The 21,716-nt window shown below is 71.0% G+C and carries 20 protein-coding genes, 1 tRNA gene and 1 pseudogene; 18 read left to right on the top strand and 4 right to left on the bottom strand.

Features of this window, described 5'->3' with window-relative positions; genetic code table 11:
- Positions 1-4: 4 nt before the first annotated feature.
- From FB453_RS03690 to FB453_RS03670, 5 genes are all read left to right on the top strand, one after another.
- Positions 5-589 (top strand): Uma2 family endonuclease, encoded by a 585-nt coding sequence (locus FB453_RS03690; RefSeq protein ID WP_486480141.1) that lies wholly within the window; start codon positions 5-7, stop codon positions 587-589.
- Positions 586-1,533, top strand: a complete 948-nt coding sequence (locus FB453_RS03685) for a 4-(cytidine 5'-diphospho)-2-C-methyl-D-erythritol kinase (RefSeq protein ID WP_112581644.1) — start codon at positions 586-588, stop codon at positions 1,531-1,533. The genes FB453_RS03690 and FB453_RS03685 overlap by 4 nt, the downstream gene beginning before the upstream one ends.
- A 120-nt stretch (positions 1,534-1,653) precedes the next feature.
- Positions 1,654-3,459, top strand: a complete 1,806-nt coding sequence (locus FB453_RS03680) for an ABC-F family ATP-binding cassette domain-containing protein (protein ID WP_145787461.1) — start codon at positions 1,654-1,656, stop codon at positions 3,457-3,459.
- A 100-nt stretch (positions 3,460-3,559) separates the two neighbouring features.
- Positions 3,560-4,015: a DUF4383 domain-containing protein gene (locus FB453_RS03675; protein ID WP_145787458.1), complete on the top strand. Its 456-nt coding sequence runs from the start codon at positions 3,560-3,562 to the stop codon at positions 4,013-4,015.
- A 204-nt stretch (positions 4,016-4,219) separates the two neighbouring features.
- Positions 4,220-4,696 (top strand): DUF4383 domain-containing protein, encoded by a 477-nt coding sequence (locus FB453_RS03670; protein WP_112605894.1) that lies wholly within the window; start codon positions 4,220-4,222, stop codon positions 4,694-4,696.
- 6 nt (positions 4,697-4,702) lie between these two features.
- Here the strand turns inward: FB453_RS03670 and FB453_RS03665 are convergent, their stop codons facing one another.
- Together FB453_RS03665 and FB453_RS03660 are read right to left on the bottom strand one after the other, a co-directional pair.
- Positions 4,703-5,404: a TetR/AcrR family transcriptional regulator gene (locus FB453_RS03665; protein ID WP_145787456.1), complete on the bottom strand. Its 702-nt coding sequence runs from the start codon at positions 5,402-5,404 to the stop codon at positions 4,703-4,705.
- A 226-nt stretch (positions 5,405-5,630) separates the two neighbouring features.
- On the bottom strand, positions 5,631-6,596 hold the full coding sequence (locus FB453_RS03660; RefSeq protein ID WP_112581639.1) for an acyl-CoA desaturase: 966 nt from the start codon (positions 6,594-6,596) through the stop codon (positions 5,631-5,633).
- 313 nt (positions 6,597-6,909) lie between these two features.
- Between FB453_RS03660 and FB453_RS03655 the strand changes: the two genes are divergently transcribed.
- The 8 genes from FB453_RS03655 (at position 6,910) to FB453_RS03620 (ending at position 14,682) form a co-directional block, all read left to right on the top strand.
- Positions 6,910-6,981: transfer RNA gene (locus FB453_RS03655), tRNA-Gln, on the top strand.
- A 110-nt stretch (positions 6,982-7,091) separates the two neighbouring features.
- A complete protein-coding gene (glmU, locus tag FB453_RS03650) occupies positions 7,092-8,651 on the top strand; it encodes a bifunctional UDP-N-acetylglucosamine diphosphorylase/glucosamine-1-phosphate N-acetyltransferase GlmU (protein WP_145787454.1) in 1,560 nt (519 codons plus the stop codon).
- A 58-nt stretch (positions 8,652-8,709) separates the two neighbouring features.
- Positions 8,710-9,690, top strand: coding sequence for a ribose-phosphate diphosphokinase (locus FB453_RS03645; RefSeq protein ID WP_091394633.1), 981 nt, complete (start codon positions 8,710-8,712; stop codon positions 9,688-9,690).
- Positions 9,691-10,023: 333 nt separating this feature from the next.
- The gene (locus tag FB453_RS03640) at positions 10,024-10,719 is read left to right on the top strand and encodes a 50S ribosomal protein L25/general stress protein Ctc (RefSeq protein ID WP_112581637.1); all 696 of its coding nucleotides are present in this window, start codon (positions 10,024-10,026) and stop codon (positions 10,717-10,719) included.
- A 94-nt stretch (positions 10,720-10,813) separates the two neighbouring features.
- A complete protein-coding gene (gene pth / locus FB453_RS03635; protein ID WP_112605888.1) occupies positions 10,814-11,404 on the top strand; it encodes an aminoacyl-tRNA hydrolase in 591 nt (196 codons plus the stop codon).
- Between the two features lie 132 nt (positions 11,405-11,536).
- Positions 11,537-12,367, top strand: a complete 831-nt coding sequence (locus FB453_RS03630; RefSeq protein WP_091394622.1) for a 3'(2'),5'-bisphosphate nucleotidase CysQ — start codon at positions 11,537-11,539, stop codon at positions 12,365-12,367.
- A gap of 75 nt (positions 12,368-12,442) precedes the next feature.
- Positions 12,443-13,354, top strand: a complete 912-nt coding sequence (gene cysD / locus FB453_RS03625; RefSeq protein ID WP_091394617.1) for a sulfate adenylyltransferase subunit CysD — start codon at positions 12,443-12,445, stop codon at positions 13,352-13,354.
- A gap of 74 nt (positions 13,355-13,428) precedes the next feature.
- The gene (locus FB453_RS03620; protein WP_186718046.1) at positions 13,429-14,682 is read left to right on the top strand and encodes a GTP-binding protein; all 1,254 of its coding nucleotides are present in this window, start codon (positions 13,429-13,431) and stop codon (positions 14,680-14,682) included.
- A gap of 402 nt (positions 14,683-15,084) precedes the next feature.
- Here the strand turns inward: FB453_RS03620 and galK are convergent, their stop codons facing one another.
- Positions 15,085-16,254 carry a galactokinase gene (gene galK, locus FB453_RS03610; RefSeq protein ID WP_145787446.1) on the bottom strand — a complete coding sequence of 390 codons (1,170 nt, stop codon included), beginning with the start codon at positions 16,252-16,254 and terminating at the stop codon, positions 15,085-15,087.
- A complete protein-coding gene (gene galE / locus FB453_RS03605; protein WP_249037803.1) occupies positions 16,251-17,180 on the bottom strand; it encodes a UDP-glucose 4-epimerase GalE in 930 nt (309 codons plus the stop codon). The genes galK and galE overlap by 4 nt, the downstream gene beginning before the upstream one ends.
- A gap of 249 nt (positions 17,181-17,429) precedes the next feature.
- On the opposite strand from galE, the pseudogene FB453_RS03600 reads away from it, so the two are divergent.
- The 5 genes and pseudogenes from FB453_RS03600 to FB453_RS03580 all read left to right on the top strand — a co-directional run.
- Positions 17,430-18,447, top strand: a pseudogene (locus FB453_RS03600) (hemolysin family protein); the annotation flags it as partial.
- Positions 18,448-18,656: 209 nt separating this feature from the next.
- On the top strand, positions 18,657-19,682 hold the full coding sequence (trpS, locus tag FB453_RS03595; protein ID WP_145787444.1) for a tryptophan--tRNA ligase: 1,026 nt from the start codon (positions 18,657-18,659) through the stop codon (positions 19,680-19,682).
- Between the two features lie 67 nt (positions 19,683-19,749).
- Positions 19,750-20,277, top strand: coding sequence for a 2'-5' RNA ligase family protein (locus FB453_RS03590; protein ID WP_145787855.1), 528 nt, complete (start codon positions 19,750-19,752; stop codon positions 20,275-20,277).
- 109 nt (positions 20,278-20,386) lie between these two features.
- Positions 20,387-21,313, top strand: coding sequence for a YihY/virulence factor BrkB family protein (locus FB453_RS03585; RefSeq protein WP_112581631.1), 927 nt, complete (start codon positions 20,387-20,389; stop codon positions 21,311-21,313).
- Positions 21,313-21,699: a GntR family transcriptional regulator gene (locus FB453_RS03580; RefSeq protein WP_112581630.1), complete on the top strand. Its 387-nt coding sequence runs from the start codon at positions 21,313-21,315 to the stop codon at positions 21,697-21,699. Before FB453_RS03585 ends, FB453_RS03580 begins: the two co-directional genes overlap by 1 nt.
- The last annotated feature ends 17 nt before the right edge of the window (positions 21,700-21,716 follow it).

Here is a 21,716-nt window from a genome sequence, read left to right as displayed (position 1 = left end):
ACGAGTGACCGCGCAGCCGATCGAGCCCGCCGCCCACGGGATGTGGAGTCCGGATCCCGTCCGGCAGCGGCTGGCCAACCACACCATCGAGGACGTGCTGGCCCTGCCCGACGACGCCCCCCGCGTCGAGCTACGTGACGGAGTCCTCGTCGTGGTCCCTTCCCCGACCCTTGGTCATCAGAACATCGGCAACCTGTTGTGGATGTGGCTGCGGCAGCACGCTCCGGACGAGTTGACGCCGGCCACCGCGGTCGGGGTGGCGATCAACTATCGGAACACTCTCGAACCCGACGTCGTCCTACTGAAACGTCCGGTGGCGGCCGACCACCACTACTTCGAGGCTGATCAGGTTGTGCTCGCCGTCGAAGTTGTCTCGCCCGGCACCCGTCGTCGGGACCGGCTGGAGAAGCCGGCCGACTACGCCGACGCCGATATCCGGCACTACTGGCGGATCGAGCAGAATCCGGTGCACGTGTACGCGTACGACCTGGTCGGCGGCCGGTACGAACTGGCCGCTGACTCCGCCGAGGAGCTGATCGTGGCCAAGCCGTTCGACATCCGCCTGCACCTGCGGGACATCACCCCGTGACCGAGGCCTGGCGACCGGACGACGACGAGCGACGCGGGGCCATCGGCCCGGTGCGGGTGCGGGTGCCGGCGAAGATCAACCTGCATCTCGGGGTGGGCCCGCTGCGGCGGGACGGCTACCACGAGCTGAACACGGTCTACCACGCCATCTCGATCTACGACGAGCTGACGGCCCGCCGGGGCGACACCCTCGCCCTGACCATGGAGGGTGAGGGCACCGGCGAGCTGGCCCTGGACGACACCAACCTGGTGATCCGCGCCGCGCACGCCCTCGCCGGGTACGCGGGGGTTCTGCCGCACGCCCGACTGCACCTGCGCAAGCAGATCCCGCTCGCCGGTGGGTTGGCCGGCGGCAGCGCCGACGCGGCCGCCGCGCTGGTGGCCTGCGACGCGCTCTGGGGCACCGGGCTGTCCCGCGACGAGTTGGCCGGCATCGCCGCCGACCTCGGCTCCGACGTGCCTTTCCTGATCTACGGTGGCACCGCGCTGGGCACCGGCCGGGGTGAGGCGATCAGCCCGGTGCTGGCCCGCCCCACCTCCTGGCACTGGGTGGTGGCGATCGCCGACGTCGGCCTCTCCACCCCGACCGCGTACCGGGAGCTGGACCGGCTCCGCGACTCCGGTGCCGCCGGCGCCCCGCTGGGCAGCACCGACGCGCTGCTGGGCGCGCTGCGCCAGCGTGACCCCCGGGTGCTCGCCCGTACGCTCGGCAACGACCTCCAGGACGCCGCGCTGGCCATGCGCCCGGCGCTGGCCGACACCCTGAAGGCCGGCGAGGCGGCCGGCGCGCTCACCGGCATCGTCTCCGGCTCCGGCCCGACCTGCGTGTTTCTCGCCGCCAACGCGGCCGACGCGGAGCGGATCGCCGCCGAGCTGACCGCCGCGGGCGTCTGCCGGGAGGCGCGGGTCGCGCACGGTCCGGTAGCCGGCGCCCGCGTCGGCTGACGAAGCGTTCCACCGGAGCTGCTGGCGCGCGGCGCGAGCGTTCAGGGCTTCCGCGTACCCTTGGGACAGGCGTCCAGGTGCCCGCCGGCATCGGGACGCCTTGATCATGAAGGGTGGAACGTGGCGAACATCGTCAATCTGGACCGGGTGTCCAAGGGGTACGGCGCCGCCGGGCGGCTGCTCACGGACGTCTCGCTCGGCCTGGACGACGCCGACCGGATCGGCGTGGTCGGCCTCAACGGCGCCGGCAAGTCCACCCTGCTGCGGCTGCTCACCAAGCAGGAGGACCCCGACGACGGTCGGGTGACCCACCGCCGTGACCTGCGTGTGCTCTGGCTGCCGCAGCAGCTCACCCTCGCCCCCGAGGCCACCGTCCGGGACGTGGTGCTCGGCACCGCCTGGCTCGCCGAGGGCATGGGGGCTGAGCACGAGTGGGCCGGCGACTCCGGGGTGCGGGCCATCCTCGACGGCCTCGGCATGCCGCACCTCGGCCTCGACCAGCCGGTCGGCCCGATGTCCGGTGGCGAACGCCGCCGGGTGGCGCTCGCCGCGCTGCTCGTGCGCGACTCCGACCTGCTCATCCTCGACGAGCCCACCAACCACCTGGACGTCGGCGGGGTCGACTGGCTGGCCCGGCACCTGGTCGGCCGCAAGGGCGCCCTGGTCGTGGTCACCCACGACCGGTGGTTCCTGGACGCGGTCTGCACCAACACCTGGGAGGTCGCCGACCAGACCGTCCGCGCCTACGAGGGTGGCTTCGCCGCCTGGACCCTCGCCCGCGCCGAGCGCGAGCGGGTCGCCGCCGCCACCGAGGCCCGCCGGCAGAACCTGCTCCGCAAGGAGATCGCCTGGCTGCGCCGCGGCCCGCCCGCGCGGACCTCCAAGCCGCAGTTCCGCATCGACGCCGCGAACGCGTTGATCGCCGACGTGCCGCCGGCGCGCGACACCATGTCGTTGCAGCGCATGGCCACCTCCCGGCTGGGCAAGCAGGTGTACGACCTGGAGAACGTCGAGCTGCACGCCGGCCCGAAGGAGATCCTTCGCGACGTCACCTGGCTGGTCGGCCCCGGCGACCGGATCGCCATCCTCGGTGCCAACGGCGCCGGCAAGACGACGCTGCTGCGGATGCTCGCCGGCATCACCCGCCCCGATGGTGGCCGCCTCGGCACCGGCTCCACAGTGCGGCCCGCGTTCCTCTCCCAGGAGCTCACCGAGCTGCCCGGGCACCTGCGGGTGCTGGAGGCGGTGGAGGAGGTCGCCCGCCGGGTCCAGCTCGGCGACCGGGAGGTCTCCGCCGCGCAGCTCGCCGAGGTGTTCGGCTTCGACGACCGCCGCCTCTGGACCCCGGTCAGTGACCTTTCCGGTGGGGAACGCCGCCGGTTGCAGATGCTGCGGCTGCTGGCCGGCGAGCCCAACGTGCTGCTTTTCGACGAGCCCACCAACGACCTGGACACGGACACTCTCGCCTCGTTGGAGGACCTGCTCGACTCGTGGCCGGGCACGATCATCGTGGCCAGCCATGACCGGTACCTGATCGAGCGGGTCACCGACACGGCGTACGGGATGTTCGGCGACGGTCGGCTGGTGCACCTGCCGGGCGGCGTGGACGAATACCTCGCGCGGACCGCCGAGCGGGCCGGCTCTCCTCGGGCGGGCGTCACCTCGACCGCCGCGCCCGCTGCCGCCTTGGGAGGTGGCATGTCCGCCGCCGAGGTCCGTCAGGCCCGCAAGGAGCTGACCCGGCTGGAGCGGCAGCTCAGCAAGCTCGACCAGCGCGAGACCACGCTGCTCGCTCAGCTCGCGGCGGACGCCACCGACTACGCCCGGGTCGCCGAGTTGGACACCCAGCTCAAGGATCTGCGCGCCGAACGGGAGCGGATCGAGGAGAGCTGGATGACCCTCGCCGAGGACCTGCCCGAGAGCTGACCGTCCGGGCGCGCCGGCCCGGGCCCCGTGTGCGGCGTCACACCACCACATGCGAGACAATCGTCGGCGACACCTACCCCACGGCGTTGGAGACACAGACATGGCACACACCCCCGTCAACCACCCCGCGCGGCCGATCTACCGGGCGATCGGCGGGCTGACCGGTCTGTACCTGGTCGTCTTCGGTGTGTTCGGCATCATCGCGAGCACCGGCAACGAGATCCTCGCCCAGGACGACACCCGGGTCCTCGGTCAGGGCACCAACCTCGGCTTCTCGCTGCTCAGCGTGCTGCTCGGGATTGTCGTGCTGGTCGGCACCGCGCTCGGCCGCAACATCGACGTGGCGATCAACCAGTGGCTGGCGTACACCCTCATGGTGGTCAGCCTGGCCGGTCTCGCGTTCATCCGGACCGACGCCAACATCTTCAACTTCAGCATCACCACCGTGATCGTGGTGATGACGGCCGCTTTGGTGCTGCTCATGGTCGGCATGTACGGCAAGGTCGGTACGGAGGATGAGGCGGAGGCGTTCCAGAAGGCTCGTCTCGTTCTCTGAATCCTTTGGTTGCGGCCGTGGGTTTTCGCCGGAGCCCGAGCTGCTCCGGGCGGTCAGGCTTGATCCCTGCGCAGCTCGGGCTCCGGCGAAAACCTGACCTGGTCCAGCCTGTCGGCGGACCCCTTCGGCTTTGGGGTTCTGCGGACAGTTAGTGCTGCCTTGGGCGACAATTCCCCTGAAACGGTCACATCAGGGGGTCTGGGCATGCCGCATTTTCCGGTCAACCATCCGGCACGGCCGCTCTACCGGGTCCTCTCCGGGCTGATCGGCGTCTACATCCTGGTCTTCGGCGTCTGGGGCGTCGCCGAGACGATCGGGGATCCGCTCTTCGCCCGCAGCAGCACCTGGGCCCTCGGGCTCCGGACCAACCTGGCCTTCTCGCTCGCCTCGGTGGTCTTCGGGGTCGTCCTGATCATCGGGGCCTCGCGGCGTACCAACCTCGGCCACTACATGAACCTCACCGCGGGCGTGGTGTTCCTGGTGACCAGCATCCTGATGATGTCGGTGCTGCAGACCGACGCGAACTTCCTCAACTTCTCGATGTCGACAGTGGTCGTGTCGATGCTGTTCGGCCTGATCCTGCTCGGCACCGGCCTCTACGACAAGGTCGGCCCACCGGAATCCGCCGAGGCGGAGCTGGAGCACCGCAAGCACCCGGTGGCCGACGTGCACCGCCGCTGATCGGGGTCAGCTACGCCGCGCGGTGATCAGGGTCGGCTTGGCCTCCAGGTGCGACAACCCGTTCCAGGCCAGGTTGACGAGGTGCGCCGCCACCGTCTCCTTACGCGGCTTACGCACCTCCAACCACCAGCGACCGGTCAACGCCACCATGCCGACCAGCGCCTGCGAGTACAGCTCGGCGAGCTTCGGGTCGTACCCGCGGCTCTTGTATTCGGCGCCCAGGATGTGCTCGACCTGGTGCGCCACGTCGTTCATGACGCTGCTGAAGGTGGCCGTGCCGGCCATCAGCGGCGACTCGCGGACCAGCACGCGGAAACCGCTGGTCTCCTCCTCGATGTAGGTCAGCAGGGCGAGCGCCGCCTGTTCCAGCAGCTCCCGCGGGTGCCCGGCGGTCAACGCCGTGGTGATCCGGTCCAACAGGGCCCGGACCTCCCGGTCCACCACCACCGCGTAGAGCCCTTCCTTGCCACCGAAGTGCTCGTAGACCACCGGCTTGGAGACCTTGGCGCGGGCCGCCACCTCCTCGATGGAGGTGGCGTCGAAACCACGCTCGGCGAAGAGTTGCCGGCCGGTCGCGATCAACTGCTCCCGGCGTTGGGCCGCCGACATGCGGACCCGGGAGGGAGCTTTGGCTTTCGGTGCCGCCGCCGTCGGCGACGCCCGTCGGCCGCCGACAGCTGCCGACGCCTCGTCGCTGACCTCGGGCATGTCGCCGCCTCGCTGGCGCTCGGTGACGCCCTGCCGTGGAATGGTTCCTCCGCTGTGCCCGTTCACGTCGTCGCCTCACTGTCGGGCGGTCCGACCGCCCTGACGCGCCGTTCGACCGTACCCGGATCGGGCTCGGCCCCCCGTCCGCCGAGCCGCCCGGTCCCCCCCCGCATGGCTCGGTCATCCGGCCATCCTGCCAGGCGGCATCGTCGGGCACCGCCCGGTTTCAGCGGGGTGCGACCGGCTTCACCAGCTTGGCGGCGAGGCGCTCGGGCTTTGGCCAGCGCACCTGCGTTGCCGCGCCGACCTTCTCGAACAACCAGATCACCCGCGCGGAGATGTCCACCTGACCGCGCAACACGCCGTGCCGGGCACTGGTCGGGTCGGCGTGGTGCAGGTTGTGCCAGCTCTCGCCGAACGACAGGATGGCCAGCGGCCAGAAGTTCGACGCGCGGTCGCCCTGGCGCATCGCGAACGGACGCTCACCGTAGACGTGGCACACCGAGTTGATCGCCCAGGTGACGTGGTGCAGAAGGCCGATCCGGACCAGCCCCGCCCAGAAGAACGCGGTCAGCGCGCCCTGCCAGGACCAGGTCACCAGACCGCCGATCAGCGCCGGGCCGAGCAGCGAGATGGCCACCAGCGCGGGGAAGAGCCGATCGACCCGGCTGATGTCCCGGTCGGCGATGAGGTCCGGTGCGAAACGCCCGCGGTTGGACAGCTCCCGGCGGAACAGCCAGCCCACGTGTGCGTGGAACAGGCCCCGGGTCAACGCCCAGAAGCTGGTGCCGAAGCGCCACGGTGAGTGCGGGTCGCCCTCCAGGTCCGAGAACGCGTGGTGGCGCCGGTGGTCGGCGACCCACTGAATGATCTCGCCCTGCACCGCCAGCGAACCCGCGACCGCCAGAGTCACCCGCAGCCACCGCTTGGCCTTGAACGAGCCGTGCGTGAAGTAGCGGTGGAAGCCGACGGTGATGCCGAGCCCGGAGACGACGTACCAGACCAGGCCGATGATCACGTCGGTCCAGCCCAGCCAGCCGCCCCACGCCACCGGCACGGCGACCAGCAGGGCGACGAAGGGGATCACCACGAAAGCCCACAGGGCGGCCAGGATGCCGGGGGACTGGCTGCCGTCGGTGAGTGGTTTGGGGCCGGGTCCGGCGGTGTTGGAATCGAGCAGAGCAGTGGACATGGGACCTCGCAGGGGGATGGTAACGATCACGAAGCTACGCCTACGTCACCGTAACTTACGGCACCGTAGATCGCACGGGGAAGTTTCGAATCGCCTTCGCGTAACTGCTCGAAGTCGCAGGTCAGCCGGCCCACTGGCGGGTGCCTGACCGACCCGGGAAGCGGGCGGCCCAGGCGCGCGCCGACCACCCCCGGAAGGTCGACGGCATCGACCGCTCGCCGTGCGGCGGGATGAGCGCTGGCATCCGTCGGCCGGGGCGCTAAGGTGTAGCGGCGGGATGTCCATCCCTCGTGCGACGTGCTCACGTCGCTGATCGGCCGTGGTGTAATTGGCAACACCCGGGTCTTTGGTACCCGTATTTCAGGTTCGAACCCTGGCGGCCGAGCTGCCCACCTGCGCCCGTTTTAGGGTCCGGTGGGGGTAAGAGGGGAACGTGCCGGGCCTCGCGGCTAGCATGGCCGCGAGAGTGTCCGCCGTCCCGACGGGAGCCACGTCGTGCCCCAGCCCCACCTCCGTACCGTCGTCGTACTTGCCGCCGGTGAGGGCAAGCGGATGAAGTCGGCACTGCCCAAGGTGTTGCACCCCCTGCTCGGGCGGACGCTCCTCGGTCACGTGCTGAGCGCCGCCGCCCCGTTGGGCGCAGAGCGCACCGTCGTCGTGGTGGGGCACGGCGCCGACCAGGTGCGGGCGCACCTGTCCGAGGTCGCCCCGGACGCCACTCCGGTGCTCCAGGCCGAGCAGTTGGGCACCGGGCATGCCGTACGGATCGCGCTGGAGGCCGTACCGGAGGGTGCCGGCACCGTCGTGGTGATCAACGGTGACGTGCCGCTGCTGCGACCCGAAACGGTGGGCGCGCTGGTGACCGCGCACGAGGCGGCCGCCGCGGCGGCCACCGTGCTGGCCGCCGAGGTACCCGACCCGACCGGCCTCGGGCGGATCGTGCGGGACGCCGACGGCCGTCTGGAGCAGATCGTCGAGGAACGCGACGCCGACACGACGCAGCGCGCGATCCGGGAGATCAACGCCGGCATCTACGCGTTCGACGCGATGCGGCTGCGCGAGGCGCTGGGCAAGCTCTCCACCGACAACGACCAGGGCGAGGAGTACCTGACCGACGTCTTCGGTCTGCTCCGTTCCGCCGGCGAGCCGGTGGCGGTGCACGTCGCCGCGGACCACGTCGAGACGTTGGGCTGCAACGACCGGGTGGAGCTGGCCACGCTGCGTCGGCTGCTGCGCGACCGGATCAACGAGGCGTGGATGCGCACCGGGGTGAGCCTGCTCGACCCCGCCACCACCTGGATCGACGTGACCGTCGCGCTGGACCGGGACGCGGTGGTCGACCAGAACACCCAGTTGCGCGGCGGCACGGTGGTCGGCGCGGGCGCGCTGATCGGGCCGGACGTCACCCTGATCGACACGATCGTCGGCCCCGCCGCGTCGGTGATCCGCAGCCACGCCGTCGGCGCCGAGGTGGGCGCGGGCGCGACCGTCGGGCCGTACGCGTACCTGCGGCCGGCCGCCCAGTTGGCCGAGAAGGCGAAGGTCGGCACGTTCGTCGAGGTGAAGAACTCGCAGATCGGCGCCGGCGCGAAGGTGCCGCACCTGACGTACGTCGGCGACGCGACGATCGGCGAGCAGACCAACATCGGCGCCGCGTCGGTCTTCGTGAACTACGACGGGGTCAACAAGCACCGCACGGTGATCGGCAGCCACGCGCGGACCGGTGCGGACAACATGTTCGTGGCACCGGTCGAGGTGGGCGACGGGGCGTACACGGCGGCTGGCTCGGTGATCGTCGACGACGTGCCGGCCGGGGCGATGGGCGTCGCCCGGGCGCGCCAGCGCAACATCGAGGGCTGGGTGGTGATGCGGCGTGCCGGCACTGCCGCGGCGGAGGCGGCGCAGCGGGCCCGCGACGCGAAGAATGCGCAGCCGGCCGGCGACGCGAAGGGTGCGTCCGGTACGACCGGTGCCGCAAGCCACAGTGAGGCAATCCACGGGGCGACCGAGACGGTGGGCGGCGCATCCGGCGCGGGAGATACTGCAACCGAATAGTCCCTGACCCACCACCACCGGGTCGGGTACCGCCGACATAACGGGAGCAGACGGGCCCATGGGCAGCATCGTCGCCGAAAACCGCAAAAGCCTGATGCTCTTTTCCGGACGTGGCTTTCCGGAGTTGGCCAAGGAGATCGGCGAGGTGCTCGGCGTCGCGCCGACGCCGGCCGACGCGTACGAGTTCGCCAACGGCGAGCTCTTCGTACGGTTCAAGGACTCGGTACGTGGTTCGGACGCCTTCGTGGTGCAGTCCGTCACGCACGGGGTGAACACCTGGGTCATGGAGACCCTGATCATGGTGGACGCGCTGAAGCGGGGGTCGGCCAAGCGGATCACCGTGGTGCTGCCGTTCTACCCGTACGCCCGCCAGGACAAGAAGCACCGTGGTCGGGAGCCGATCTCGGCCCGCCTGGTGGCAGACCTGCTGAAGACCGCCGGCGCGAACCGCATCCTCACCGTCGACCTGCACACCGCGCAGATCCAGGGCTTCTTCGACGGCCCGGTGGACCACCTCTTCGCGATGGACATCCTGGCCGAGTACGTCGAGCACAAGTACGCCGGCCGGCCGATGACCGTGGTGGCACCGGATTCGGGCCGGGTGCGGGTGGCCGAGCGGTGGACCGACCGGCTGGGCGGCTGCCCGCTGGCGTTCATCCACAAGACCCGTGACCCGATGAAGCCGAACCAGGTCGTGGCGAACCGGGTCGTCGGCGAGGTGGAGGGCCGGGTCTGCCTGATCGTCGACGACATGATCGACACCGGGGGCACCATCGCCAAGGCGGCGGACATCCTCAAGGAGTCGGGCGCGGCGGAGATCGTGGTCGCGTCCACCCACGCGCTGCTGTCCGACCCGGCCACCGAGCGGCTGAAGAACAGCTCGATCAGCGAGATCGTGGTGACGAACACCCTGCCGCTCCCGCCGGAGAAGCAGTTGGACAAGCTCACCGTTCTGTCGATCGCGCCGCTGCTGGCGCGGGCGATCCGGGAGGTCTTCGACGACGGCTCGGTGACCACCCTCTTCGGTGGCCTGAGCTGAGCCTGAGCCCCGTTTCCGCCACGCGGCGCGCCGGCGGGGGCGGGGCTGGCAAACTGGTGGAAACGGGGCCGGCACGCTGGTGGGAGCACCACCGACGCGCCGGTCTTGAGCCGTGATCGGGGACTGCCGGAAACCCTGGAAACAGCTCGGGTAGACTGGTGCGGTTGCCACGGCGAGGGTGCCCGGCGGGCCGCTGAAAAGCGCCGCACGGAGGCACCGTCATCGACGCGGTGCTCCGGGCAGTCGTTCATGACGCATGAGCCCCAGCGAGCCCCTCGCCCCAGCACCGTTAGACGACAAGCCGCCGCAGCGAAAAGCATCAGGAGTTTCCCCGTGTCCGAGGTAAAGATCAGCGCCGAGCCCCGTACCGAGTTCGGCAAGGGTGGTGCCCGCCGTACCCGCCGGGCCGGCAAGGTGCCCGCCGTGCTGTACGGCCACGGCGAGAAGCCCAAGCACATCGCGCTGCCGTCGCGGGAGTTCGCCGCCGCGATCCGCAAGGGCGGTGCCAACCAGCTCTTCGCGATCGACATCGCCGACGGCACCCAGGTGCTGGCGCTGCCGAAGGCGATCCAGCGTGACCCGATCCGCGACACCTTCGAGCACGTCGACCTGATCCTGGTCCGCCGGGGCGAGAAGGTCACCGTCGAGGTCCCGGTCCAGCTGACCGGCGAGGCCGCCCGGGACACCCTGATCGTGCACGACCACGACACCCTCTCGGTGACCGCGGACGCCACCAAGGTTCCGGACCACCTCGAGGCGTCGATCGAGGGCCTGGAGGCGGGCACCCTGGTGACCGCCGGCGATGTCGAGCTGCCGACCGGCGTCGAGCTGGCCGTCGACTCGGAGCTGACCGTCGCGTCGGTGACCGCCGCCCCGACCGCCGAGCAGCTCGAGGCGACGCTGCCCGAGGTCGAGGCTGCCACCGACGAGGCCGAGGCCGAGGTCGGCGAGACCACCGAGGGCTCCGAGGGCGCGGACGCCGCCCCGGCCGAGGGCGCCGAGACGACCGAGGCGCGCACCGAGGCCTGATCGGTTCGTACTGTGCGACAGGCGTCCCCGGATGTTCGGGGGCGCCTGTCGGCATATCAGGAGTCGGTGGGATGGGCGTCGGAAGGGACGGGTCGTGACGGACGAGACGGGGCCGTGGCTGGTGGTCGGCCTGGGAAACCCGGGTCGGGAGTACGCCGGCAACCGGCACAACGTCGGGTTCATGGTGGCCGAGCTGCTGGCCGGGCGGGTGAGTGCGCGTTTCGGCCGGCACAAGCGGGCGGTGGCCGAGGTGGCCGAGGCGCGGCTGGGGTTCGGTGGCCCGAAGCTGGTGCTGGTCAAGCCACTGACGTACATGAACCTCTCCGGCGGGCCGGTCGCGGCGTTGGCACAGTTCTACAAGGTGCCGACCGCGCAGGTGATCGCGGTGCATGACGAGCTGGACATCGGCTTCGGCCAGGTGCGGGTCAAGTTCGGCGGCGGCGAGGGCGGGCACAACGGCCTGCGTTCGATGTCGAAGTCGTTGGGGACCAAGGACTACGCCCGGGTGCGGTTCGGCGTCGGCCGACCGCCGGGGCGACAGGATCCGGCGGATTATGTGCTGTCGGATTTTGGCGCGGCTGAGCGCAAGGAGCTGGATTTCCTGGTGGACCGGGCCGCCGACATGGTGGAGTCGGTGATCACCAAGGGCGTGGAGCCGACCCAGAACCTCTACCACGGCGGCTGAGCCGGGCGGGGCGTACCCGAATCGGAAACGGCGGGCCGGTAGTCTGCGCCTTTCAGCGTGCCGCGACCGGCGACGCGAGTCGCGGCGGATCGGCCCGTGCGGGCAGCGCGGCGAGGCGACGGGAGCGGACAGATGAGCAGTCCTCCGATGATCGATGGCGCGTTCGCCCGATGGTTGGCGTCCCGGGCCGGGCAGGCGCTGCTCGACCTGCGCACGGAGATGGGTTTCGCCGACGCCGGCGCGCTGAAGTCGGCCGGGGACAAGGTGTCGCACGACCTGATCCGCACGGAGTTGGCGAAGTGGCGTCCGGGTGACGCGGTGCTCTCCGAGGAGGACGAGGGGTCGCGGTTGGCCTGGGCCGCGGAGGTGAACACCGGAGCGGTGTCGCGGCTGAACGCGGACCGGGTGTGGATCGTCGACCCGTTGGACGGCACCCGCGAGTTCTCCGAGGAGGGCCGCTCGGACTGGGCGGTGCACGTGGCGCTCTGGGCACGCAACGCGCCGAGCCCGCACGGGCTGGTCGCCGGGGCGGTGGGGTTGCCGGCGCAGCACCGGGTGCTGGGCACTGACTACCCGCCGGCGTACCCGCCGATGACCGTGGAGGCGGCGACGGCCGGCGAGCGGAAGATCCGACTGGCCGCGAGCCGGAGCCGGCCGCCGGTGTTCCTGACCGATCTGGCCGAGGACGTCGGGGCGCACCTGGTGCCGATGGGCTCGGCCGGAGCGAAAATCGCCGCCGTGGTCACCGGCGAGGTGGACGCGTACATCCACGCAGGTGGGCAGTACGAGTGGGACTCGGCGGCCCCGATCGCTGTGGCGACGGCCACCGGACTGCACGCTTCCCGGATCGACGGTTCTGCGCTGAAATACAACGAGGCGGATCCGCGGCTGCCCGACCTCCTGGTCTGCCGCAAGGATCTCGCCACCCGGTTGCTTGCAGCGCTGCAGAAACATTCCGGGTAGCCTGAGCGAACTTTCTTGACATGCCCGACCGGAAAGGTCTGGAAATCGGATGAGCGAGCGAATCGAGCCGGTGTCATGACCACCCCCGCGGCGTACCAGGTCTCCCACCTGGACGCCTTGGAAGCGGAGAGCATCTTCGTGATGCGCGAGGTGGTCGCCGAGATGGAACGCCCGGTGATGCTCTTCTCCGGTGGCAAGGACTCGATCGTCATGCTGCGGCTCGCGCAGAAGGCGTTCGCCCCGGCCAACGTCCCCTTCCCGGTCATGCACGTCGACACCGGGCACAACTTCCCCGAGGTCCTGGAATACCGCGACCAACGGGTCGCCGAGCTGGGGTTGCAACTCGTGGTGGCGAGCGTGCCGGAGGCCCTGGCCAGCGGCATGGTCCGGGAGTCCGGTGACGGCATGCGCAACCGGATCCAGACACCGGTGCTGCTGGACGCGGTGGAGAAGCACCGCTTCGACGCGCTGTTCGGTGGCGCCCGCCGGGACGAGGAGAAGGCGCGGGCGAAGGAGCGGGTGTTCAGCTTCCGCGACGAGTTCGGTCAGTGGGACCCGAAGAACCAGCGGCCGGAGCTGTGGTCGCTGTACAACGGCCGGCACCACCCGGGCGAGTCGATCCGGGTCTTCCCGCTGTCCAACTGGACCGAGCTGGACGTCTGGCACTACATCGCCCGGGAACGCATCCCGCTGCCGTCGATCTACTACGCGCACGAGCGCGAGGTGATCGAGCGGGACGGCATGTTCTACGCCGTCAACGAGTTCTTCCGCCCCCGCGCGGGCGAGGAGCGGTTCAAGGCGCAGGTGCGCTACCGCACCGTCGGCGACGCCTCCTGCACCGCCGCGGTCCGTTCCGACGCGGACACCGTGGAGAAGGTCATCGAGGAGGTGGCGGCCACCCGGATCACCGAGCGCGGCGCCACCCGTGGTGACGACCGGGTCAGTGAGGCCGCCATGGAGGACCGCAAGCGGGAGGGCTACTTCTGATGAGCACCGAGATCGCGGCGTCCGCGAATGCGGAGGCGCGGGCTGTTACCGGGGCCGGGCCGGAGGCCCGGCCGATGGACCTGCTGCGGTTCGCCACCGCCGGCAGTGTGGACGACGGGAAGTCGACCCTGATCGGGCGGCTGCTCTACGACACCAAGTCGCTCTTCACCGACCAGTTGGCCGCCGTGGAGGCGGTCAGCGCGGCCCGCGGTGACGAATACACCAACCTGGCGTTGCTCACCGACGGCCTGCGTGCCGAGCGGGAGCAGGGCATCACCATCGACGTGGCGTACCGGTACTTCGCCACCCCCCGGCGCAAGTTCATCATCGCCGACACGCCAGGCCACATCCAGTACACCCGCAACATGGTCACCGGGGCATCGACCGCCGACCTGGCGTTGATCCTGGTCGACGCGCGCAAGGGCCTCGTCGAGCAGTCCCGCCGGCATGCGTTCCTCTGCTCCCTGCTGCGGGTGCCGCACCTGGTCCTCTGTGTCAACAAGATGGACCTGGTCGACTGGTCGCAGAAGGTCTACGAGCGGATCGCCGACGAGTTCACCGCGTTCGCGGCGAAGCTCGACGTACCGGACCTGACCGTGGTGCCGGTCTCCGCTCTGCGCGGCGACAACATCGTCACCCGGTCGGACAACATGCCCTGGTACGAGGGCCCGTCGCTGCTGCACCACCTGGAGCGGGTGCACATCGCCAGCGACCGCAACCTGGTCGACGTCCGGTTCCCGGTCCAGTACGTGATCCGTCCGCAGTCCACCACGGTCACCGACTACCGCGGCTACGCCGGCCAGGTCGCCTCCGGCGTGCTGAAGCCGGGTGACGAGGTGATGGTGCTGCCCTCCGGCTTCACCAGCCGGATCGCCGCCGTGGAGACCGCCGACGGACCGGTCCCGGAGGCGTTCCCGCCGATGTCGGTGACGGTACGACTGGCCGACGAGATCGACATCTCGCGAGGTGACCTGATCTGCCGGCCGAACAACGCGCCGGCGGTGGCCCAGGACATCGAGGCGATGGTCTGCTGGATGGACGAGACTGGTCCGCTACGGGTCGGCGGCCGGTACGCGATCAAGCACACCACCCGGTCGGCACGGGCGATCGTGCGCGGGCTGCACTACCGGCTGGACATCAACTCCCTGCACCGCGACGAGTCCGCAGACGAACTGCGGCTCAACGAGATCGGCCGGGTGCGACTGCGCACGACGGTGCCGCTGCTGGCCGACGAGTACCGCCGTAATCGCACCACCGGAGGCTTCGTCATCATCGACGAGGCGACCAACCGCACGGTAGGTGCCGCCATGATCGTCGAAGCCAGCTAACCCCAACCCGCCGGCGGCTTGCCCGCCGGCCCCTGCCCGTGCGCTGGCCAGCCCGCGCCCGCCGCCGGCAAGATCGCGCTCGATCCAGGAAATAGTGGCCTCGCCCAACGGGCGAGGCCACTACTTCCATGAACAAGCACGATCTCCATCCCGGCCTCCCGCCCGGCCCTGTGCCCCCGCCCGGCCCTGTGCCCCCGCCCGGCCCTGTGCCCCCGCCCGGCCCTGTGCCCCCGCCCGGCCCCGTGCGCCCGCCGGCCCCTGCCCCTTGCCCGCGGCCGGTGATCAAGAGGTTTGCGTCAGGATTCGGGCTCGAATTGACGCAAACCTCTTGATCACCGGCTGGAGCGGAGGTGGGCGGTGGGGGTGGGACCGGGTGGGGTGGGGTGGGTGTGTGGGGGTGGGTTAGGGCAGGCGGGTGGCGCCGGGGGAGGGGAGGACCGTCACGGTGCCGGGGGCGGTGAAACCCCGTTGCGCGTACGCGTCGGTCACGGCGGCGGCTACCGCGTCGGCACTGTCGGCCTCGATCAGCGCGAGCACGCAGCCGCCGAAGCCGCCGCCGGTCATCCGGGCACCCAGCGCACCGGCCGCCAACGCTGCCTCGACCGCCGTGTCGATCTCCGGCACGGTGATCTCGAAGTCGTCGCGCATCGAGACGTGGGAGGCCGTCAGCAGCGGGCCGATGTCGCGGACCCGGGCGGCGCGGAGCAGCGCCACCGTGTCCAGTACACGCTGGTCCTCGGTCACCACGTGCCGGACCCGTCGCCGGGTCTCCTCGTCGTCGAGCCGCGCCAATGCGGCGTCGAGCTGGTCGACGCCCACGTCGCGCAGGGCGGCAACGCCGAGCGCACTGGCCCCGGCCTCGCAGGAGCGGCGGCGGGCCGCGTACTCCCCGTCGGCGTGGCGGTGCGGTGCCCGGCTGTCGATGACCAGCACCGCCAGCCCGTCGGCGTCCAGGTCGAACGGGATGTGCTCGACCGACTCGTCGCGGCAGTCCAGGAAAAGGGCGTGCCCAGCGCGGCAGCGGATGGCCGCGGACTGGTCCATGATCCCGGTCGGCGCGCCCACGTAGACGTTCTCCGCCCGTTGCGCCAGCCGGGGTTGCAGTTCCGGGGCGAGCTCCAACTCGCCGAGGTCGAGCAGGGCAGCAAGCGCGGCCGACTCCAGCGCTGCCGAGGAGGAGAGCCCGGCGCCCAGCGGCACGTCGGAGGCGATCGCCAGCCGGGCACCCGGCACCGGGTGACCGGCCTCGCGCAGCGCCCAGACCACACCCGCGACGTACGCGCCCCAGCCGGTGACCCGACCCGGCTCGGCGACGTCGTCCGCGCCGAAGGTGATCGCCTCGCCGGAGAGCTCGGACCAGGCCGTCCAGTGCTCCCCGTCCTGCCGGTCGGCCGCGACGACGGTACGCATCGGCAGCGCGAACGGCAGCACGAAGCCTTCGTTGTAGTCGGTGTGCTCACCGATCAGGTTGACCCGTCCAGGGGCCGCCCAGCGGCCGGAGGCCTCGGCGCCGAACTGCGCGGAGAAGCCGGCCGCAGCCCGCTCGGCGACGTCACTGCTCGGGTGGGTCATGACTGCCCCAGGATGTGCGTGCGGTAGAACGCCCAGGCATCCCCGACCATGTCGTGCAGGGTCGGCTTCTGCGGCACCCAGCCCAGCTCCTCGCGGGCCAGCGCGGAGGACGCGACCAACTCGGCCGGGTCGCCCTCGCGGCGCGGCGCGACCTCGACGGGCAGTTGGTGCCCGGTGACCTCGCGGACCACGTCGACGACCTGCCGGTTGGTGAAGCCGTTGCCGTTGCCCAGGTTGTAGATGCGGTGCTGGCCGCCGGTGGCCGCGCCCAGCGCCAGTAGATGCGCGCGGGCCAGGTCGGCGACGTGGATGTAGTCGCGGACGCAGGTGCCGTCCACGGTGGGGTAGTCGTCCCCGAAGAGCTGGAGCTTCTCCCGCCGGCCGGCGGCGACCTCCAGCGCGATCGGGATCAGGTGCGTCTCCGGGTCGTGCCGCTCGCCGAGCGTGATGTCGCCGTCGAGGTGGGCGCCGGCCACGTTGAAGTAGCGCAGCGACACGGCGGCCAGCCCGTGCGCGATCGCCTCGGAGGTGAGTGCCATGTCGACGGCGAGTTTGGTGGCGCCGTACGTGTTGGTGGGTGCCTTGACCGCGTTTTCGGTGATGGGCAGCTCGGTGGGGTTGCCGTAGACGGCGGCGGTGGAGGAGAAGACCATCCGGGGCACCCCGGCGGCCCGGACCGCGTCGATCAGCGCGAGCGTGCCGATGGTGTTGTTGTGCCAGTACAGCTCCGGCTTGACCATCGACTCGCCGGCGGCGATCAGGGCGGCGAAGTGCAGCACTCCGTCGAACCCGGCGTCCGCGGTGATGACCTGGGCGGCGTCGTGGATGGACGCCTCCACGTGGGTGGCGTCCGGGGCGAGGGCCTCGCGGTGGCCGGTGCGCAGGTCGTCCAGGATGACCACCTGGTGACCCGCGTCGAGCAGCATCCGGGTCACCACGCTCCCGATGAAGCCGGCGCCCCCGGTGACGAGCAGTTTCACGTCGTTGCCTCCTGCCTGGCCCGCCCGGGACGTGGCCCTTCGGTGATCACACTAGGGCGGTGGCCGGCGCTCTCGCCGTTGCCACCGTCAACCCCATTCCATCATAATCTCTCATGATTAAACAGAGCCGAACATCTCTCCGCCGCTCCGCGTGATCCCCGGTGCGGTGGGCCCACGGTGTCTACCATCTCTGTCATGCGGGAAGCGGCCCGTACCGGGCTCCGGCGACACGCGCGGGCACACCCCCGCCGCGACCCTGGCCGCCTCGCCCGGGCCGTCGCCCGGGTGCTGGTGCGCGCCGCGGATGGCGCCAGCCGACTCGTCACCGATCTGCTCGGGACCGGTCCGACGGCCGGCCGGGAGCACATCTCCGAGGCCGATCTGCGGGACCTGGTCGCGGCGAACACGGTGCTCGACCCGGACGAGCGGCGGATCATCGACGAGGTCCTGGTGGCCGGTGCCAGTCTGATCCGCGAGGTGATGATGCCGCGCACCGAGGTGGTCTTCCTCCCGGCGCGGCTGACCATCGTCGAAGCCGCCCGACTCGTCCGCGCCGAAACGCACACCCGTTACCCGGTCACCGACGGCACGCACGACGACGTGGTCGGCTTCGTGCACCTCCGTGACGTACTGCTGCGCCCGGACGCCGACCCGTGCGTCACCGTCGGCGAGTTGGCCCGGGAGGTGAAGCGGCTCCCGGGCAGCAAACGGGTGCTCGCCGCGCTGACCGAGATGCGCCGGGAGGGTCAGCACCTCGCGGTGGTGGTCGACGAGTACGGCGGCACGGCCGGGATCGTCACCCTGGAGGACCTCATCGAGGAGTTGATCGGCGAGATCCACGACGAGTACGACGCCACCCCGGACCCGGTGCACGCCGGCCTGCCCGCCGTGGTGGACGGCCGCCTCAACCTCGCTGACTTCGCCGAGCGGACCGGGGTGGCACTACCCGCCGGACCTTACGAAACGGTGGGCGGGTTCGTCATGGCCGCGCTGGGTCGGCTCCCGGTGACCGGCGACGAGGTGCCGGTGCCGGGTGAGCCCGCCGAGGTCGGCGCCCCCGATCCGCCCGAGCTGCCGGCGGGCTGGCTGCTGCGGGTGCTCACGTTGGACCGCCGCCGGGTGGCCCAGATCGCCGTCTCCGCCGTCCGCACCGAGCAGCGCCGCGAGCAGCGCACCGAGCCGGACCGCGAGCAGCGCACCGGGCGGCGCCGCGAGTACGACGCCGCGTCGGCCTCGGCGGGCGGCGGCCCCGAGCCTGCCCGGGAGGCGATGGCGGGGCAGCACCGCCGGGTCGCGGTCGGGCCGACGCGCCGGGTCGGCGCGGGCGAAGCAGGCGAGGTCAGCACCCCGGCACCGGCGGGCCGGAGCCGACCCGCCGGCCCGTCATGACGGACCGGGTTGCTTGCTGACAGAATTATCGCCATGTCCGACGTTCCCGCCCGGCCCCGCGTCTTCTCCGGCATCCAGCCGACAGCCGACTCGTTCCACCTCGGCAACTATCTCGGCGCGGTGCGGCACTGGGTGGCGCTACAGGACACCCACGACGCGTTCTACTGCGTGGTGGACCTGCACGCCATCACTGCGGGGCACGATCCGGCGCTGCTGCGACAGCGGACCCGGGTGGCCGCGGCCCAGCTCTTCGCGGTCGGGCTCGACCCGGAACGCAGCACCCTGTTCGTCCAGTCGCAGGTGCCCGAGCACCCGCAGCTGGCCTGGGTGCTCGGCTGCATCACCGGCTTCGGCGAGGCCAGCCGGATGACCCAGTTCAAGGACAAGTCGCAGAAGCAGGGTAACGAGCGGGCCAGCGTCGGGCTGTTCACCTATCCGGTCCTCCAGGCCGCCGACATCCTGCTCTACCAGGCCAACGCGGTCCCGGTCGGTGAGGACCAGCGCCAGCACCTGGAGCTCTCCAGGGATCTGGCCCAGCGCTTCAACTCGCTGTTCGGCGCGACCTTCACGGTGCCCGCGCCGCACATCGTCAAGGACACTGCCAAGATCACCGACCTGCAGGACCCGACCGCGAAGATGTCGAAGTCGTCGTCCTCGCCGGCCGGCATCATCGACCTCCTCGACGATCCGGCCCGGTCCGCGAAGAAGATCCGTTCGGCGGTGACCGACACCGGTCGGGAGATCGTCTTCGACGTCGAGACCAAGCCGGGTGTGTCCAACCTGTTGACCATCTACTCGGCGCTCAGCGGCCGCAGCATCGACGAGCTGGTGGCCGCGTACGCGGGCCGTGGCTACGGCGATCTGAAGAAGGAGCTGGCCGAGGTGGTGACGGACTTCGTCCGGCCGATCCAGGAGCGCACCCGCGGCTACCTCGACGATCCGGCGCAGTTGGACAAGCTGCTCGCGGCCGGCGCGGAAAAGGCCCGTGCGGTGGCCGCGACGACCCTGCGGTCCGCGTACGAGCGGGTCGGGTTCTTCCCGCCCGTGCGCGGCGAGTAGCTCCGCGGTACAGGTGGACGGCTCGGTGGTCGGAGGGGCGGCGCGAAGCGTGGATCGCAGTGGCGGGATGCCGCCGACCGGCGACACCATCCAGATCGGCATCGCGGTGGACATCCCCGAGCCGTGGGGTGCCCTGCTCACCCGGCGGCGGGTCGAGGCCGGTGATCCGCTGGCGGTGCCCGCGCACGTGACGTTGCTCGGGCCCACCGAGATCCGGACGGCCAACCTGCCGGCGGTCGAGCGGCACCTGGCCGCCGTCGCCGCCGCGCACCTGCCGTTCACGCTGCACCTGCGGGGCACCGGCACGTTCCGTCCGGTCACCCAGGTGGTGTTCGTCGCGGTGGCCGCCGGGATCAGTGAGTGCGAGCTGCTGGCCGCGGCCATCGCCGCGGCGCCGGGCCTGCACCGCGAGCTTCGGTTCCCGTACCATCCGCACGTCACAGTGGCTCAGGACGTGGCGCCGGAGGACCTGGACAAGGTGTACGAGGATCTGGCCGATTTCTCCGCGATGTTCGAGGTCGACGGGTTCACCCTCTTCTCGCACAGCGGGCAGGCCAGGTGGCAGCCGCGTCGGGACTTCTGCCTCGGCAACTGAAGCGCCGGCAACCGAACCGCCAGCACCTGAAGCATCGGCGACGCGCCGGCCGGCGAGCATCGGGAGCCGGTTGCCACTACAGCGGTGGGAGATCGGCGAGGATGATCGCGTGAACGTGATCGGCCGGATCGAGGCGGGCATCGACCGCTGGGTGAGCGCCGCGCGCCACCGGTCGGGGCTCTTCGATCATGTGTGGCGGGCCGGGGTGCTGTACGGCGAGGTGCTGGCCGGCCGACTGGCAGCCGCCATCGCCTACTACGGCTTCTTCGCCGTGTTCGCCCTCGCCCTGGTCGCGTTCTCCATCTTCGGGGCGATCCTGGAGGACAACGACGAGGTCAGCGCGGCGGCGGCCGACTTCCTCAAGGAGAATCTGCCGTTCCTGGACGCCGAGCAGATCGCCAACTCCAGCGGCACTGTCGGTGTGGTCGGCCTGGTCATCCTGGTCTTCACCGGGATCGGGTGGGTCGAGGCCATCCGGTCCTCGCAGCGGTTGATGTACCAGCTCAACCAGCAGCCGGGCAATCTGGTGGTGCGGCGACTCGTTGACCTGGGCGTGATGATCGGCGTCTTCGTGCTGCTCGGCGTCTCGGTCGCGGCGGTGGACGCGTTGGAGTCGCTGCTGCGTTTCCTGCTGCGCAGCACCGGGTCGGTGGGTCTGACCACCATCAGCGCGGTGCTCAGCGTGCTGGTCAACACCGTGCTCGCCACCGCGTTGCTGCTGGCCGTGCCCCGGCTGCGGATGAGCCGGTCCCGGCTGCGCCCGGTGGTGGTGCTGGTGGCGGTCGGCATCACGCTGCTGAACACCGTCGGGCGGTACTACGTGGTGCGGACCGAGCGGAACCCGGCGTACACCGTGGTGGCCGGCGCCGTCGGTCTGCTGCTCTACCTCTACCTGCTCAACCAGTTGGTGCTGTTCGGCGCGGCGCTCCTGGCGACCAGCACCAACGGCCGAGTGGTGGACCTGGCGGAGACCCCCGCCGCACCGAAGGATGTCGACGAGGGCATCGACCCCGGTACGCCGGGCGGTGCGGGCTGATGACGGAAGGCGCGCAGGTGCTGATCTCGGTCGACCAGGACTCGTCGGTACCCCCGTACGAGCAGGTGCGCGTGCAGCTCGCCGAGCTGATCGGCGACGGCCGGTTGCCGGTGGGCAGCCGACTGCCCACCGTCCGGCAGCTCGCTGCCGACCTGCGATTGGCCGCGAACACGGTGGCCCGCGCGTACCGGGAGCTGGAGACGGCCGGGCTGCTGGAGACCCGGGGGCGCAACGGCACCTTCGTCGCTCCCGGGCGGGACGACGCCGTCGACCGGTTGCAGCGGGCGGCAGCCGGCTACGCGGCGGAGGCGGCCCGGCTCGGCGTGCCGCCGGCCACCGCGCTCGCCCTGGTCCGCGCCGCCCTGGACGCGGTCCGCCCCGGCTGACCGGCCGCCGATCGACA

It is taken from the genome of Micromonospora sp. CNZ322 (assembly GCF_007827755.1).
The sequence above is the reverse complement of the archived record's forward strand: the minus strand, read 5'-3'. Positions and strand labels throughout refer to the sequence as shown.